Genomic DNA, 15,619 nt, shown 5'->3' with positions numbered 1-15,619 from the left:
CCCACTGGTGGCTTTTCTATATTGTGGTGCGCGACGACGAGTTCGCGCCACTCACAACGCGCTCTGGGTATCGCGGCTGAAAAAATGGCCGGCCGAACGGGACAATGCCCGGCACTGGCGTTCCGAAGCTGCTCGTCAGTCGTCGGTCAACGCAGTCCCGCCCGATTCGTGTGCTCCCAGTTCACTGCCGTCACCGGCATCGCCGGTTTCGAACTGGTCGATGAGGTCCTTGAGGTCAGTCGCCTGACTGGAGAGCGACTGTATCTTCTCGGTGACCTCCGTGATCGACGCCGTCTGTTCCTCGGCGGACGCGGCGACGTTCTCTGCCTCGGCGGATGTCTCCTCGCTGATCGAGCCGACCTCCTCAGCCATCGAGACGACTTCCTCCATCGAGGCGGCCTGTTCGTCGGTCGCGTCGCTGATAGCCTGCACGCCGTCGTTTGCCTCGTTGACCTGCTGGACGATACTGGTCAGCGCGTCGGTCGCGTTTTCGACCGTCTCTTTCCCGGTGTCGACACTCTCGCCCATGTCCTGCATATCCTCGACAGTCGAGTCAGTCCGGGACTGGATCTCGCTGATCATCGACTCGATGTCAGTCGTCGCTTCCTGCGTTTCCTCGGCGAGCGTCTTGATTTCGCGAGCCACGACAGCGAACCCTTCGCCCGCCTCACCGGCCCGGGCGGCTTCGATGTTCGCGTTGAGCGCGAGCATGTTCGTCTGTTCCGCGATTTCGTCGATGAGCGTCGTGACTTCGCCGATGCGCTCCATCTCCGCCGCGAGGGACTCCACCTGTTCGATAGCCTCGGTGGATTTCCGTTCGAGCGCCTCGATTTCGGCGGCGGCCTGCTCGGCGTATTCGCGGCCGGACTCGCCGTCGTTGACGGCCTGTTGTGACTTCGAGGCGACTTCGTCGGTTGACGAAGTAATCTCCTCGACGGTCGCCGACAGGTCGGTCATTTCGTCGCTCACCTGCTGGATGTTTCTGTTTTGCTCGTCAGCGCCCTCGGCGATCTGTTGCACCGACTCGCTCACCGACTCGCTGGCCGACCGCACCTCCTGTGCGCTCGCCGAAATCGTCTCCGTCGAACTGTCGACGGTTCCAGCGAACCCTTCGATGCGGTTGACGGTCCGTTCGAGTTCAGCGATCATCTCGTTGAAACTCTCCGCGATATCGACCATCGCGTCGTAGTCGCTGTCGGTAGCCATCCGCTGGGTGAGATCACCGGCCGCCGACCGGTCCATCACGTCGCTGAACTCGGCTGCCTTTGCTTCGAGCGCAGACGCCATCTCCTCAGCGTCTTCTTTCGCTGCCTCCGCCTCGTCTCTGGCGGCCTCGACATCAGTAATCAACGTCTGGATATCCTCGCCCATCTCCTCCAGCGCCGCGCCGAACTCACCGGGGATGCTCTCGTCGAGCGCCGGGTCGTCGAACCGCTTTGCTGCGAGCGCGTCGGCCTGATCCGCGGCGGTCGTCAGGTACGCCTGCATCGACGCGAATGAGTCGTACAGCTGTCCCATCTCGTCAACGCGGGTGGTCTCCGGGAGCGTACTGTTGATGTCACCGGCAGCGATGTCCTCGGCGCTTTCGGCCACGCGGGAGAGCGCGTTCGCGGTTCCGCGCCCGATTGTCACACCGACGACGAACAGTGCCCCGACGGCAAGCGCAAGCAGGAGCACGATGTTTTGTGAGACAGCCGATTGCAGTGCGAACGCGCGGTCCTGGGGCACGTGATACAGCAGCGCCCACTCAGTGCCGGTCACCGGCGTGTACGCCATCACGTACTGACCGTCTTCCATCCCCGTTCTGGCGGAGACAGATTTGTAGCCGGTCTCGCCGTTCAGTGCCGCTTCGACACTCGTGTCGGTCGCGTCCCCGGTCGCCGCGTACTGTTCGAGAATCGAACTCTTTCGATTGTCGAGTATGATCTGGCCGTCCGACCCGACTACCTTCACGTCGCCGGTCGCAAACGGTGAGGTAAATTCATGAGAGCGCGCCTCAAGCGACGCCGTCAACACGACGTATTCGTCGCTGCCGGAGACGGGCTGGACGAAGGCGATAACCGACTCGTTACCGCTCTGGTACGCTTCTGACGTGCTCGTCGGTCCCGATGAGACGACCGTACCACTCGCGTCCGTCCACGGGTCGTCAACGTCGCTCAGTGCGACGCCGTTCAGTTCGTCGTCGGTGCTGGCAGTGACTGTGCCGTCAGCGGCGTCGACGTAATGAAGCGCGCGAACGTCTCCCGGGAGCCCAATCAGCTTCTGTTCGAGCCACCGCTGATGTTCTCTGTCCGTAGTCGACTCGGACCGGTCACCGATAGACGCCGCAAGGAACGATGCCGTCGACTGCTTGTTCGAGACCCACGTGGAGACGGAACTCGATTGGGACTCCGCAACACCGCGGATCTGCTCTTCTGTCTGTGACTCGACCAGCGCTCCCGTCTCGAGGTTGATGGCTGCCCCACCGAGTGCGAGCAAGACGACCACGCCGAGCAACAGCACACCGAACTTCGCCGCGTACCGCCGCCGAATGACGCTTGGGAGCGCGCGCTCCGTCGCCTGCACCATCCGGCTCGGGAGCGAACTCATCGGTTCCCTCCCGATTTGAAGAACTGCGGTTGCAATAGCTCCAGAGACTCGACTGACCCATCAGTGACTCGCTCGATGAGGTACGAACTCAGCGGCTCGAGATTGCCGGTCAGGTCGACGCTTCCAGACGCACCTTGGTAATTCACTGCTCGTCCTGCTTCGGTAAGTGACCGAACACGGCCGAAGTCGCCGACTGAGACGGTGTGGCCGGACCCGCCGGAAACTGACTGAATGGTCTCGGCGATCGCCGGCCCGCTGGCTTCACCGGCCTGCTCGGCGGCACACGCCATCAAAAACAGCGCGTCGTAGGCGTTGACCGAGTACGCTCTGGGATCATCGATGTCCGAGAGTCGGCGGACAAGCTCGAAGTACGCCTGCGTCCGCGCTGATGACAGCGACGCGCTGTAGAACCCGTCGTAATACGACGGGAGGTCGCCGCCGAACATCCCCGCAGACAACACCCATGGAACGTCGTACTCCGACTGGCTGTACGCATCAAGGATACCGCGCTCCTGACCGGAGACACTAGTAAAGCTGACGGCATCGGGGTCGCTCTGGAACACGTCTGCGAGCGTGTCGTCGAACGATTCCGACGACGGGTCGTACCGAATATCGGCGACGACCTCGGCGTCTAATACGTCGCGTTGCACTTCGGCCAGTCCGGCCCCGAAGGAGTTGTCGATACTCAGTAGTGCGACGGAGTCCGCGTCGATGTAGAGCGGGTCGTCGACGGCCTTCGCCATTACCACTGCCTGCGTCCCGTCGCTTGGCACTGTTCGGCCGAAGTACTTCCGCCCGTTGGCCCGGCCGGCAGTCGATAGCTGCGGGGCAGTACTGGCGGGGCTGACCTCCATAATTTCGTCGCTGGCAGCCTCCGGCGCGAGCGCGAGCGACGCGTCACTGACGAGGCCACCGACGAAACCGACGACACCACGGTCGGCGAGCGAGCGGTACTGTTCGACAGCAGTTTCGGCGCTCGCCTCGGTATCGAGGATGGTCACTTCGACGCTATTACCGCCGATTCCACCGCCAGCGTTGACATCGTTCACAGCCTGCTCGACCATGCGCTTGCCGTGTTGCCCGAGTGGAGCGAGTGCACCACTGAGCGGAAGGAGTGCACCAAACTGCACAGTGTCACCGCTTCCGCTCAGAGATCCAAGACAGCCAGACGAGAGGCCCAAACTCCCAACAGCTAAACACTTTTTGAGAACATTACGCCTCGAATCTGAGTACATGTGAGTAGAGACTGAATTTCAGAATAAACCCCTTTCGGCAAGAATATCATTTATGATAGCATTCGTGTAAATAAAGAGAGCTATCCACTGGTATTTGTAGTCAAAATAATAGATGACGGGGTATCCAGTACCTGTAGCCAGAAGAACAGACGGCGAGGCTGTTTCAGTCCACGTAGTCGATATCTTCGCCGAGCTGCTGGGCGGCCTTCTCCTGTTCGGCCTCGCTCTGTCCGTATATCTGTGGGCTCTCGACGCCGGTGACGACAATCATCGTCTCCATCTTGCCCTCGAACTCGTTGTTGACCGACGCACCCCAAATGATTCGGGCGTCGGGGTCGATGCGGTCGTAAATCTCCTCGACGACGCCCTCGGCTTCCTCGATGCTCATGTCGGGGCCGCCGACGACGTTGACGAGCGCGGAGTTCGCGCCGTCGAACTCCACGTCGAGCAGCGGCGAGCGAAGCGCCGACCGGATGGAGTCCTGGGCCTTGTTCTCGGAGTCGGACTCGCCGAGGCCGATCATCGCGACGCCGCCGTTCTCCATGATAGTGCGAACGTCAGCGAAGTCCACGTTGACGAGGCCGGGCTTGGTGATCAGTTCAGTCATGCCCTTGACCGAGCGCATGAGGACGCGGTCACAGATCTTGAAGGCGTCCTGTAGCGGCATCGACGGCGCGTAGTCCAGCAGGCGGTCGTTCGGGACGACGATCACGGTGTCAGATACGGAGCGGAGCCGTTCGAGGCCGGCGTCGGCGTTGGCACGCCGGCGCTCACCCTCCGCAGTAAACGGAATCGTGACGATAGAGATGGTGAGTGCGCCAGCTTCTTGCGCAGCCTGTGCGACGACCGGGGCCGCGCCAGTTCCGGTCCCGCCGCCGAGACCCGCCGTGACGAACACCATGTCCGAGCCGTCGATGGACTGCTGGATATCCTCGATATCTTCCTGTGCCGCCTCCTCACCGATTTTCGGGACCGAACCCGCGCCGCGGCCGCCGGTGCGTTTGCGGCCGATGAGAATCTTGGTATCGGCAGCCACCTCGTCGGCGAGGTGCTGTGCGTCGGTGTTTGCGGCGACGAGTTTGGCCCCGTGGATGCCCTCCTCCATCATCCGGGTGACCGTGTTCCCGCCGGCACCGCCACAGCCGACGACCGTAATCTTCGTCTCTAGGTCCTTGACGACGCTTGCCAGTTCCTCGTCGGACATTGTCCCCGACGTGGACATGTCCTGTGACGGTGTCGATGACGTCTCGCTGACATTTCCTCCGTCCGCGTCCTCCCCGTCTTGTTCTGCCTCGTCGATAGCGTCGTCAATTATCGAATCCATAATTTAAAGCGTCCTTGCAGACGAATAGTTATTAGTTTTCCCCCTATGTCTGACGCTTGTCTGACGTGTTGAGTCCCAGTTTCGGCGTCTAACACGCCAGTGTTCACAGCGTATATCGACGTATACGCTCTCGCTGGAACCGCTCTGGCTCTATCTCTTCTCCATCGATTTCGACTGACTCACCCGAGGCAAGCTTCCCGAACTTCGGTCCTTCAGGGATGCCGGCTGTGCGCGCGAGATCCGGGTCGAACGCTGTCTCGCGGGCAACAAGTTCGTCCGCAGTCCACTCGACACTGTCGAATCTTCGTTCGAGGATTTCGACGAGCGGGGCGACGACCGCTTGCAGGTCCGCCTCCGCCGGGCAGACAATCGGTCCGGTGAGGACGGTGCCGTTTTGTTCGGTCGCGTACGCGATGGACTGATTTTCGACGGTCTCGCGCAGCGCCTCGCTATCGACCCCGCGCACGTCCGAGATGAGTTCGTTCGGCAGGTCAAGAATCGTCCATTCCCCGTCGTATCCGGGCGCAAGCTTCCCGAACCTGAGACCGTCGTCGACCGGCCGGACAGCGTCTTCCAGCGTCTCGACGAGGTCCAGGTCGACAGCGGTTGTCTCCCGAACGAAGGTCTCACTGACGACACGGTAGCCCAGCGACTCGATAGCCGCCTGGAGGTCTGGGCGTTCGCCCTCCATGAGGGCGTAGTCGGCCGCACTGGCTGCCAAAGCGCGTTCGAGAACGGCGTCGCGCTCCTCGTCGCTGTCGGCCCACTCCGCCAGCGCCTCCAGCGACCAGTTAGCGGCGATGTGGCCGACCGCCCAGTCCGTCTCGCGGACGACGCGCTCGAACCGCGGCGCGTAGTGGCCGCCGCCGACGCCCAGCAGGTGGCGGCGCGTCCCGTTCTCTCGCGGCTTGTCGGCCGGTTCGTCCGCAAGGTCCAGTATCGCTCTGGCGGCGGCGTCGGCGGCGTCCGGGTCCTCCCACTGTGGTTCCGCGCTGCCGACCTCGACGAACATCGACGGAACGCCGACCGCCGTCGGACCGTGGTGGGTACACTCCATACCAACCTCATAGCCCGGCGGGGCATGGCGCTGGAGCGCCGAAATCACGGCCTCGTGTGCGCCGGGGCAGGCGCGGGCGAACCGACCGTCCTCGCCACCGTACTCCGCGACGCCGAAGTTCCCGGTGTGGTGTGCCGTCAGGAGTTCGTCCGTCTCGCCGGCATGTTTCGAAGCGAACACCAGCAGGTCCGGGTCGTCGAACGCCGCCGCGACGTTTTCGATGTCCAGATGAAGCGCCTCGAACTCACGGAGTTCCACGCTGTCAGTCCGGTACACTGTGCCGCCGCCATCGGCGTCGGGCCGCGTCTCGTCGACGCGAGTGTCCCAGTCTCGCAGGGAGCGCAGGTGCTCACCGATATGAGTCGACGCCGCGTCAGCATGTGAGACGACGATTCCAAGCATCAGTCCGCGTTCTCCAGATTGGCCGGTTCATGACCCATTGCGGTCCGGACGGCGTCTCCGGCCAGCCCGAACAGGTGTTTCAGCGCCTCGCGGCGCTGGATGAACAGTCCGGCCCCGGCGACGACGTACAGCGCTGTGTAGGCAAGTAGGAGGTCGTGGCTCGATATCGGCACGGCGACGAGGTCCCTGATGATAGCGAACTCCAGAATCACCTGCGAAATGAACAGCGCGAACAGCCCGACCGCTTCGCGGATACTGATCTCGAAGTTGACCAGAATCGCAAGCGCGAAGAAGGACTGGGCCGCCGTAATCCAGATTTCCGCACCCTGTCTGGCGTCGAACGGCAGGACGCCGTACCCGCCGAGCGCGATGGAGTACACCACTGCGATGGTCCCGATGAGAAGTGTCCACTGATTGAGTTTCGAGGAGATGAGCGCGTTGAATCCGGCTGTCGACCGGGCCTTGTTGACCAGCACGGCGACGACGATGAGTTCGGGCGACTCGCTGGCCAGCGGGGCGACCCACTGAATCATGAAGAACTCGGGGACGCCGTTGGCGACACCGATCTCTTCGAGGCCGTGGGCGAACGGCTCGACCGCAGTGAATATCATCGCACCGGAGTAGCCAAACAGCGCCAGGACAACGAGCGGCCGCCACGGCAGCGACCACCCCTGGAAGTACTTCGGCACGCCGACGGTGTGCTCGCTGTGTTCGATGTCGGACTTGAGCACGAGACCGATGTACGCGACGTACAGGCCGACCAGAAACAGCGTATCGAGGATACCGATACCGCCGCCAAACGGGACGAGAAACGCCCATATCGTCGCCAGAAAGAGGAAGGTAATCTCGGTCGCGATGTCGGTGTCCAGCTGGACGGCGTCGGTCAGGAAGCCGTCGCGTTTCGTGACTGCGGGGTCTTGCGTTTTCGCGGCCCGCCAGACCGTGAACACGGCGATGCCGGCCCAGCCGATGCCGATGAGAATACGGTTCGCGCCGGTCATGTTCGCGATGGCGAGGTTCGCGTCGTGACAGGCGCGAGCGAGGCCCCCGGTCGCAGACTCGATTTCTGCCGCCGTGAACTGGCGACAGGCTTCCGTCGTCGCGCCACCCGCCCCGGCGTTCCAGGCGTACAGCGCGTCGACGGCGTACTCGGGAGCAACGGCGAGAATGGCGAGGACAGCGATAGCGAAGGCTCTTGGCACGTCTTTCTCGGCTGTTTCAGCGCCCCAGGCCAGCAGGAACGACGCCCCGAGAACGGCGAGCCCACTGACCGCGACGGTGGTCACGTTCCCGACTTCGATGCCGGTGATAAAGAGGTAAATCCAGCCGACGGTCAGGGCCAGCGCGACGGCAACCTGAATCAGTGGATGGCGTAGACGACTCACTGTCGGAAGTGTGGCTGGGTCCGGCTGAAAAGCTTGCGAAAGTGTCGGCCGGAGGCTGTGTCCCGCAGAGCGTGGCGTTGATACGACCGGGGCGCGCTGACGTTGGTATGGACGTTTACGGACTTCTCGGAAACCCGGTCGGGCACTCGCTGTCGCCGCCGATGCACGAGGCGGGCTACGAGGCACTGGGACTTGATGCACGCTACGTCACGTTCGAACCACCAGCGGACTCTGGTGCTGCGGCCATCGAGGCGGCAGAGACGCTCGGAATAAGCGGCCTCAACGTCACAATCCCGTTCAAACAGGACGTGCTAGACGCCGTCAACCCCGCGCCGCTCGCCGAGCGCATCGGCGCGGTCAACACCGTCGATTTCACCGGTGACACGCCGACAGGCTACAACACCGACGCGGTCGGTGCGGTCAGAGCGCTGAACCACCACGAGGTACCGCTATCGGGTACCGCTGTCGTCGTCGGAGCCGGCGGCGCGGGCCGGGCGGTCGCGTTCGGTCTCGCCGATGAAGGGCTGTCGGTGAAGGTCGCAAACCGGACCGAATCGAAAGCCCATGCGCTCGCCGATGCGGTCCCGGACGCGACGGGCCATGGCCTTGATTCGCTTCCCGGTCTACTCGCGGACGCCGACATCCTCGTCAACTGTACGAGCGTGGGCATGGAGGAAGACGAGACGCCGGTTCCCGCCGACGCGTTGCACGGCGACCTTGCGGTGCTCGATGCGGTGTACACGCCGATTGAGACCCGCCTGCTACAGGACGCGGCGGCTGCGGGCGCAACGACCGTTGACGGCGCGTGGATGCTCCTGTATCAGGGGGTCGAAGCGTTCGAACGCTGGACTGGCCAAGACGCGCCAGTAGATAGTATGAACAGCCAGTTGCGTGAACACCTGTAGCGGACCGGTCACCAGCAAGAGATTTGTGTAGGGGATAAATACGTTCATGTATGGGTCTGCTTCAGAAATTGAAATCCGCCCTTGGGCTTGACGGGACTGGGTCATCCACGTCGGGAACGAATCGCGACGTGGACGTGACCGTCGAGCGAGAGCCCTCTACTGAAGACGAAGACGCTGTGAAGGGGACGAACACTGCCGCGACTACCGAGACCCACACATCCGATACTGCGGACGGGGCCGGTACTGCATCGGGGACTGGGAGTGGAACATCGACGCAGACGGACGAGTCAGAGACCGCTGCGTCACCGACCGCCACCGACGACGAATCAGAATCTGCGACCGATGCTTCTCCCCCGGAGTCCGAGCAAGACACAGCGCTCGACGACGAAGCCAGCGACTCGGAGAGCAGCGCTGACGAGGAACCGGCCGAGGCTGACGACGAGGACGTAGCTGAGACCGGCGACGGGGAAAACACCGCCCCTGTCACGGAAATCAAAGGTATCGGTCCCGCCTACGCCGACCGGCTCGACGGTATCGGTATCGAGACGGTCAGCGAACTCGCCGCTGGGGACGCAGCGGACATCGCCGCGGACACCGACCTCTCAGAGAGCCGCGTTTCGGGCTGGATCGAGCGGGCAGAAGAGTTCTGAGACAACTGGCAGTCCATCTTTTTGAACCGCAAGGGAATTAGTCGCCGCACTGCTTTCATTCGGTAATGCAATCGGTCGAAACCGACCGGACTACGTTCACCGACCTCGCGGCCGACGCACCCGCAGCGGCGCGCGTCCCCGTCGAGGTGCACGTGGATATCGACGACCCGTTTCTCGCCTATCGTCGGGCGCGTGACGAGACGGGGGGCGTGTATCTGGCGACCACCGGCGGCCAGTCGGGCTGGGGCTACTTCGGGACCGCTCCCGCGAACTTTCGCGAGGTCAGCCCCAGAGCGGGCGGGACCCTCGCCGCACTGACCGAATTTGTCGAGGGCGAGCGATTGGTCCGCGGTGACTGTGGCGTGCCGTATCCCTGCGGAGCCGTCGGGTGGCTTTCGTACGACGTGGCGCGGGAACTGGAGTCACTGCCCGACAGCGCCGACGCCGACCGCGCGCTCCCGAACCTCCAGATAGCTCGCTACGACCGCTTCGCGGCCTGGGAGGAGCCCCGCGGTGAGTCGGTAACGCTGCGCGTGACAGCCTGCCCGCGAATCGGCGACTTCGAAACGGCCGAACTGGCCTACGAGTTCGGCAAACAGCACGCGCTTGACCTGGCTCGGGCGGCCGTACAGGGCGACCCGGGTGTCGAGGACCCGCCGGTCGAGGCCGACGAAGCGACCTTCGAGAGCGACTGTACGCGCGAGTCATTCGCTGACCGGGTCCGGGCCGTCAAGCAGTACATCCGCGAGGGCGACACGTTTCAGGCGAACGTCTCACAGCGCCTCCGTGCCCCCGCAGCGGTCCATCCGGTCGAGGCCTTCGACGCGCTTCGGAGCGTGAATCCAGCACCGTACTCCGCCTTACTTGAGTTCCCCGGCGTCGACCTCGTCAGCGCCAGTCCGGAACTGCTCTTGCACCGTGACGGCGACCGAATCGAGACTGAACCCATCGCCGGCACCCGCCCGCGGGGCGAAACGCCCGAAGCCGACGACCAACTGGAAGCGGACCTGCGTGACGACGAGAAGGAGCGGGCCGAACACGCGATGCTCGTCGATCTGGAGCGCAACGACCTCGGGAAAGTGAGCAAATTTGGGAGCGTCGAGGTGTCGGACTACCGCCGCGTCGACCGCTACTCCGAGGTGATGCATCTGGTCTCGGTCGTCAAGGGGCAGCTCCGCGACGGCGCGACGCTTGAGGACGCCATCGCCGCGGTGTTCCCCGGCGGGACCATCACCGGCGCGCCCAAACCCCGGACGATGGAGATTATCGATGAGGTCGAAGCCACGCGACGGGGACCGTACACCGGCTCCATCGGCCTGTTCGGCTTCGACGGCCGCGCGACGTTGAACATCGTCATCAGGACCTTAGTCCGGTACGCCGAGGAATACCACCTCCGTGTCGGTGCCGGCGTCGTCCACGATTCGGACCCGGACAGCGAGTATCAGGAGACACTGGATAAGGGCCGGGCGCTCGTCACCGCCGTCGACGAGGCCCTCGGGAGACGCCTCGACCTGACGATGGAGGACGGCGGATGAGTGACCCCCACGGCGGCGGCACTGGCTCGACGGGAGACTCGCTCGCACCGACCGTGCTGGTCGTCGACAACTACGACTCCTTCGCGTACAACCTCGTCCAGTACGTCGGCGAAGTGGTGCTCCGGCTCGGCGGGACCGAAGCCGACGTCGTCGTCCGGCGCAACGATGCCATCGATGTCGAGGGCATCCGCGAGCTGGACCCGGACGGCATCGTCGTCTCACCAGGCCCGGGCACGCCGGAGGACGCCGGCGTCTCAATTCCGATATTCGAGGAGCTGGAATACCCCACGCTGGGAGTCTGTCTCGGCCACCAGGCGCTGTGTGCGGCCAACGGCGCACCTGTCGGCCACGCCGAGGCGGTCGTCCACGGCAAGTCCTCGTCGGTTACTCACGACGGTACTGGCGTGTTCGAAGACATTCCGGAGCCGTTCGAGGTCGGCCGCTACCACTCGCTTGCGGTCGACCGCGAGAACCTCCCTGACGCGCTGACCGAGACAGCGTACACCGTCAGCGACGACGCTGGGGCCGCTGTGGAACCCGATTCAGCCGACGCTGCCGTCGCCGACGGCACGGATGAGTCGCAGGTCGTCATGGGCGTTCGCCACAGTGACCGCCCGCACATCGGCGTCCAGTTCCACCCCGAAAGCATTCTGACCGACCACGGCAAGGCTATGATCGAGAACTTCTGCTTGCTATGCAATACCACGTAAACGGAACGCTCGTCCCCGACGACGAGGCGACGGTGTCAGTGCGCGACCGCGGGTTCATGTACGGCGACGCGGCCTTTGAAACACTCCGGGCCTACGGGGGCGAACCGTTCCAGTGGGACGCCCACCGCGAGCGGCTTCAGCGCACGGCCGAGACGCTGGGCTTCGCCGACGCCGTGCCCGATGACCTCCGGGAGCGCGTCGACGATACGCTCGCTGCCAACGACCTCGACGAGGCCTACGTCCGACTGTCTGTCACGCGTGGCGTCCAGCCCGGAAAGCTCACGCCGGGAGCCGATGTTGACCCCACTATCGTCGTCATCTGCAAGGAACTCCCGCGGGGCGGGTTAGAGGGCGAACGCGTCTGGGACGGACCGGCGTCGGTCCAGACGGTCCGGACCCGACGGATTCCCAGCGAGGCCGTCCCGGCAGACGCGAAGACCCACAATTACCTCAACGGCATCCTCGGCCGACTGGAACTCCGAAAGGCCGCCGCCGGCGGTGAACCAGCTGACGAGTGTCTCATCCGGGATATGGACGGCAATCTGGCCGAGGGGGCGACGAGCAACCTCTTTTTCGTCACCGACAACGGCCTCCGGACACCGAGCGCGGACCTCGACCTGCTGCCGGGGGTCACCCGCGACATCGTGATGGACATCGCCCGAGGCGAAGAGTTCCCCGTCGAAACAGGCCACTACTCGCTCGATGCCCTGCGCGACGCCGACGAGGCGTTTCTCACGAACTCGACGTGGGAAATCCGACCGATTGAGACCGTCGACGGCATCTCCGTGGGGAGCGGGCCGATGACGAAACTCCTCCAGCGGCTGTTCGACGAGCGAATCGAGCAGCAGCACTACTGACGCAGATGCAGTCCTGGTGTTCGTCTCCTCGATACGAGAATAGCGCCGGGACCGGCGGTTTAAAACGGCTTAGGTCCCTACAAGCAGGTAGTATGGACGAGGACAGCCGTATCGTCGCGCTGGACGAGGTGCCCGATGACGGAACATTTCTGTTTACTGTTCGCGACGGGTTCGACACGAAGGAAGCGATTATCGTCGAGTTATCTGACGCCGTCGTCGCGTTCGAGAACTACTGTCCACACTGGACGGATGTCCGACTGGACAAAGGAAGTGGAGCAACGGTTCGCAATGGGCAACTCGTCTGTGAGAAACACGGGGCCACGTTCGAGTCCGATTCGGGGCTGTGTAACTACGGCCCCTGCGAGGGGGCGGTTCTGGAGGAAGTCGCTATTACCACCGAGGACGGCGACATCTATCTGACCGACGAGCGCTACGAGTTCGAAAATCAGGGCCCTTCCGGCGACCACGACCTCTCCTCACGCGGTCGCATCGGCTTCTCCGGGAACTGAACGTACAGCAGCGGTGCCGCGGAGCGTTTCAGCTGATTCGGTACGCAGGCTCCGAGACAGCCTCACATTTACACTCCGGACACCGACTCGGTCGGTTGGTCAGGTCATCGAAGTCTGTGAAGCCACACTCTTCACATTCCGGTGGGGCGACGAGAAGCTCTTCGTCAGTCGAGTCTAGGGATTTCGCGATGTGTTCTACGTGCGTGAGTGCGTCGCTGGTCTGTATCTCGAACTCGTTCGCGATTGTCCCGGCGGCCATCGCTTCGTCGCGTAGTTGATCAGCGATGCGCTGGCGCGTCGTCCGACTTGCCTCGCGCATGGGAAAAGTTCGCATCCAACTGTTATATGCTTTGTTCTGTTCTCGTACCGCCGCAGTGGGGCTCTCCTGATGTTCCTGTCTCAGCCACGATAGTTTATCACTGTCGGCAGTGAATAGCGACATCCAATGTTCGACAGCATTCTCGTTCCGACCGACGGCAGCCCCGGTTCCGAGCGCGCGTTCGAAGTGGCCGCCACGCTCGCCCGCACTCACGATGCGGCCGTCCACGTCCTCTCAGTTGTCGACGAGCACGGACCCACGGACGACTGGGACTACGACGGCGACTCCCCAGCAGAAGCGTTCGTCGAGTCCCAGGCCGACCACGTCGACACCGACGGTCTGTCCATCACCGCCGCGGTCCGCGAGGGGGTCGTCCACGATGCGGTTCTCGACTACGGCGACGCGAACGACATCGACCTCATCGTGATGGGAACCCACGGTCGGACTGGTGTCCGTCGGTTCCTCCTCGGCAGCGTGACCGAGAAAGTCGTCCGCCTCGCCGATGTGCCAGTCCTCTCAGTCAGAGCCGACGCTGAGCCGGGACCCGTCTCGTTTGACGACATTCTGCTCCCGACCGATGGCAGTAGCGGGGCAGAGGCGGCTATCGAACCGGCGGGCGCGCTCGCAAACACAACCGATGCCACTGTCCACCTCGTTTCGGTCGTGGACACTCGGTCACTCGGTATCGATGTCGGGTCGAGCGTTATCATCGACGAACTGGAGTCGGTTGCGACGGACGCCGTAGAGAATGCGTCCGACCGGCTCTCTGAGCTGGGAGTTGAGACCGTCGAGACAGCCATCACCCATGGTGTCCCGTATCGGGCCATCCTCAACGCCATCGAGGAGACTGATGCTGACCTCGTCGTCATCGGGACCCACGGCCGCACTGGTATCGACCGCTACCTGCTGGGCAGCGTCGCGGAAAAACTGGTCCGAACCTCGCCGGTGCCGGTGATGACTGTTCGAGCTTCGGATGCCGGTGACGAAAGCTAGCATCGCTCCCAGTGGTCTGTCATGGCGATATTACCAGCCGGCGAGACGCCGTTCGAACGACCCTCGACCGACCTATCCGAAGTTTTCGACCTTCGCGTCGTCGGTACTGACGCCGGCAGCTTCGAGCGCTTCCGTGGCCGCATCTAGGAAGTCCGCGAAGCCGTAAATAAACACTTGACCGCCGTCCTCGACGGCATCAGCGACCGGCTCGGTCAGGGACGCCCCACCACCGATGACTGAGACGAGCGCCCCGGCCTGTGCGAGCGCGTCCAGTCGGTCCTCGTGGACCGGCGCGTCGTCCTGATACACGACTGCAGCCTCGTTGCCGTCATCCAGTGCACGTTCGGCGATACCGACCGCCGGGCCGACACCGGGACCGCCAGCGAGGACGACGACGCGACTCTCGCCTTCGTAGTAGTCCGACCCGAACGGCCCAGCGATACGGACGCCGTCGCCCGCTTCGAGCGCGCCGAGATGTGGTGCCAGTTCGCCGTCGGGGTCGATGCCGACGGTGATCTCGAACGCCTCGTCGACCGTCGGCGAGGAGATAGTGTAGAACCGGGAGATGTCCTCTCCATCGACGGTCAGTGTCAGCTTGACGAACTGACCGGGCTGTGCGTCGAAGGCCTCTGGTGTCTCAAAGTCAATCGCCACGGTGTCCGGTCCGGCATCTCGGACGGCAACCACGTCGAGGACTCGTTCATCCATACCTCAGAGTTACCGTGGCTGGGCAAGGGGGTTACGGTCGCGGAGTTTCAGTCTACCCGGCCCGCGTTGCCGGTTTTTTCACACATACGAGTGATGATGCCGTTTTTCGCTCGAAACTATGTGAAAATTCACTCGAAAGCGAGTAGTGCGCGCGCGGGCGGTTACGGAAGGCTTTTCCTACCACGCTGGCTACCCGAGGGATATAATGCCAGAGGACCTGAACTGGGCCATCGGCGGCGAAGCCGGCGATGGAATCGACTCCACCGGGAAGATCTTCGCGCAGGCACTCTCCCGGGCTGGTCGACACGTCTTCACCTCAAAGGACTTCGCCTCCCGCATCCGTGGCGGGTACACTGCTTACAAGGTACGGACGTCAGTCGACCGAGTTGAGAGTGTCGTCGACCGCCTCGACATCCTGATCGCACTCACCGAGCGCACGAT

At 63.4% G+C, this 15,619-nt stretch carries 15 protein-coding genes; 8 read left to right on the top strand and 7 right to left on the bottom strand.

The window, feature by feature from the left end:
* Nucleotides 1–135 precede the first annotated feature (135 nt).
* The 5 genes from C437_RS10035 to C437_RS10015 form a co-directional block, all read right to left on the bottom strand.
* On the bottom strand, nt 136–2,589 hold the full coding sequence (locus C437_RS10035; protein ID WP_049919723.1) for a methyl-accepting chemotaxis protein: 2,454 nt from the start codon (nt 2,587–2,589) through the stop codon (nt 136–138).
* The gene (locus C437_RS10030; RefSeq protein ID WP_241431660.1) at nt 2,586–3,824 is read right to left on the bottom strand and encodes an ABC transporter substrate-binding protein; all 1,239 of its coding nucleotides are present in this window, start codon (nt 3,822–3,824) and stop codon (nt 2,586–2,588) included. The genes C437_RS10035 and C437_RS10030 overlap by 4 nt, the downstream gene beginning before the upstream one ends.
* Before the next feature lie 163 nt (nt 3,825–3,987).
* Complete coding sequence (ftsZ, locus tag C437_RS10025) at nt 3,988–5,148, bottom strand: cell division protein FtsZ (protein WP_004516832.1); 1,161 nt, start codon at nt 5,146–5,148, stop codon at nt 3,988–3,990.
* Nucleotides 5,149–5,251: 103 nt separating this feature from the next.
* Entirely contained in the window at nt 5,252–6,607 is a 1,356-nt protein-coding gene (locus C437_RS10020) for a D-aminoacyl-tRNA deacylase (RefSeq protein WP_004516831.1), read from the bottom strand.
* Nucleotides 6,607–7,968 (bottom strand): sodium:calcium antiporter, encoded by a 1,362-nt coding sequence (locus tag C437_RS10015; RefSeq protein ID WP_049919727.1) that lies wholly within the window; start codon nt 7,966–7,968, stop codon nt 6,607–6,609. The genes C437_RS10020 and C437_RS10015 overlap by 1 nt, the downstream gene beginning before the upstream one ends.
* Before the next feature lie 131 nt (nt 7,969–8,099).
* Here C437_RS10015 and C437_RS10010 point away from each other — a divergent pair, with 131 nt between their 5' ends.
* The 6 genes from C437_RS10010 to C437_RS09985 all read left to right on the top strand — a co-directional run bounded on the left by C437_RS10010 (nt 8,100) and on the right by C437_RS09985 (nt 13,158).
* On the top strand, nt 8,100–8,897 hold the full coding sequence (locus C437_RS10010; RefSeq protein WP_004516829.1) for a shikimate dehydrogenase: 798 nt from the start codon (nt 8,100–8,102) through the stop codon (nt 8,895–8,897).
* Nucleotides 8,898–8,947: 50 nt separating this feature from the next.
* Entirely contained in the window at nt 8,948–9,547 is a 600-nt protein-coding gene (locus C437_RS10005; RefSeq protein ID WP_004516828.1) for a helix-hairpin-helix domain-containing protein, read from the top strand.
* 65 nt (nt 9,548–9,612) lie between these two features.
* Nucleotides 9,613–11,082 carry an aminodeoxychorismate synthase, component I gene (gene pabB / locus C437_RS10000; RefSeq protein ID WP_004516827.1) on the top strand — a complete coding sequence of 490 codons (1,470 nt, stop codon included), beginning with the start codon at nt 9,613–9,615 and terminating at the stop codon, nt 11,080–11,082.
* Nucleotides 11,079–11,792, top strand: coding sequence for an anthranilate synthase component II (locus C437_RS09995; RefSeq protein ID WP_004516826.1), 714 nt, complete (start codon nt 11,079–11,081; stop codon nt 11,790–11,792). Before pabB ends, C437_RS09995 begins: the two co-directional genes overlap by 4 nt.
* On the top strand, nt 11,777–12,649 hold the full coding sequence (locus C437_RS09990) for an aminotransferase class IV (protein WP_004516825.1): 873 nt from the start codon (nt 11,777–11,779) through the stop codon (nt 12,647–12,649). The genes C437_RS09995 and C437_RS09990 overlap by 16 nt, the downstream gene beginning before the upstream one ends.
* Before the next feature lie 92 nt (nt 12,650–12,741).
* Nucleotides 12,742–13,158, top strand: coding sequence for a Rieske (2Fe-2S) protein (locus tag C437_RS09985; RefSeq protein WP_004516824.1), 417 nt, complete (start codon nt 12,742–12,744; stop codon nt 13,156–13,158).
* Nucleotides 13,159–13,186: 28 nt separating this feature from the next.
* Here the strand turns inward: C437_RS09985 and C437_RS09980 are convergent, their stop codons facing one another.
* Nucleotides 13,187–13,477, bottom strand: coding sequence for a transcriptional regulator (locus C437_RS09980; protein WP_004516823.1), 291 nt, complete (start codon nt 13,475–13,477; stop codon nt 13,187–13,189).
* Between the two features lie 126 nt (nt 13,478–13,603).
* Between C437_RS09980 and C437_RS09975 the strand changes: the two genes are divergently transcribed.
* Nucleotides 13,604–14,470: a universal stress protein gene (locus C437_RS09975; protein ID WP_004516822.1), complete on the top strand. Its 867-nt coding sequence runs from the start codon at nt 13,604–13,606 to the stop codon at nt 14,468–14,470.
* A gap of 72 nt (nt 14,471–14,542) precedes the next feature.
* On the opposite strand, the gene C437_RS09970 is transcribed toward C437_RS09975, so the two are convergent.
* The gene (locus C437_RS09970; RefSeq protein ID WP_004516821.1) at nt 14,543–15,178 is read right to left on the bottom strand and encodes an FAD-dependent oxidoreductase; all 636 of its coding nucleotides are present in this window, start codon (nt 15,176–15,178) and stop codon (nt 14,543–14,545) included.
* A gap of 205 nt (nt 15,179–15,383) precedes the next feature.
* Here C437_RS09970 and C437_RS09965 point away from each other — a divergent pair.
* The coding region (locus C437_RS09965) for a 2-oxoacid:acceptor oxidoreductase family protein (protein WP_004516820.1) at nt 15,384–15,619 on the top strand (236 nt) is incomplete at its 3' end.

It is taken from the genome of Haloarcula vallismortis ATCC 29715, assembly GCF_000337775.1.
Taxonomy (GTDB): Archaea; Halobacteriota; Halobacteria; order Halobacteriales; family Haloarculaceae; genus Haloarcula; species Haloarcula vallismortis.
The sequence above is the reverse complement of the archived record's forward strand: the minus strand, read 5'-3'. Positions and strand labels throughout refer to the sequence as shown.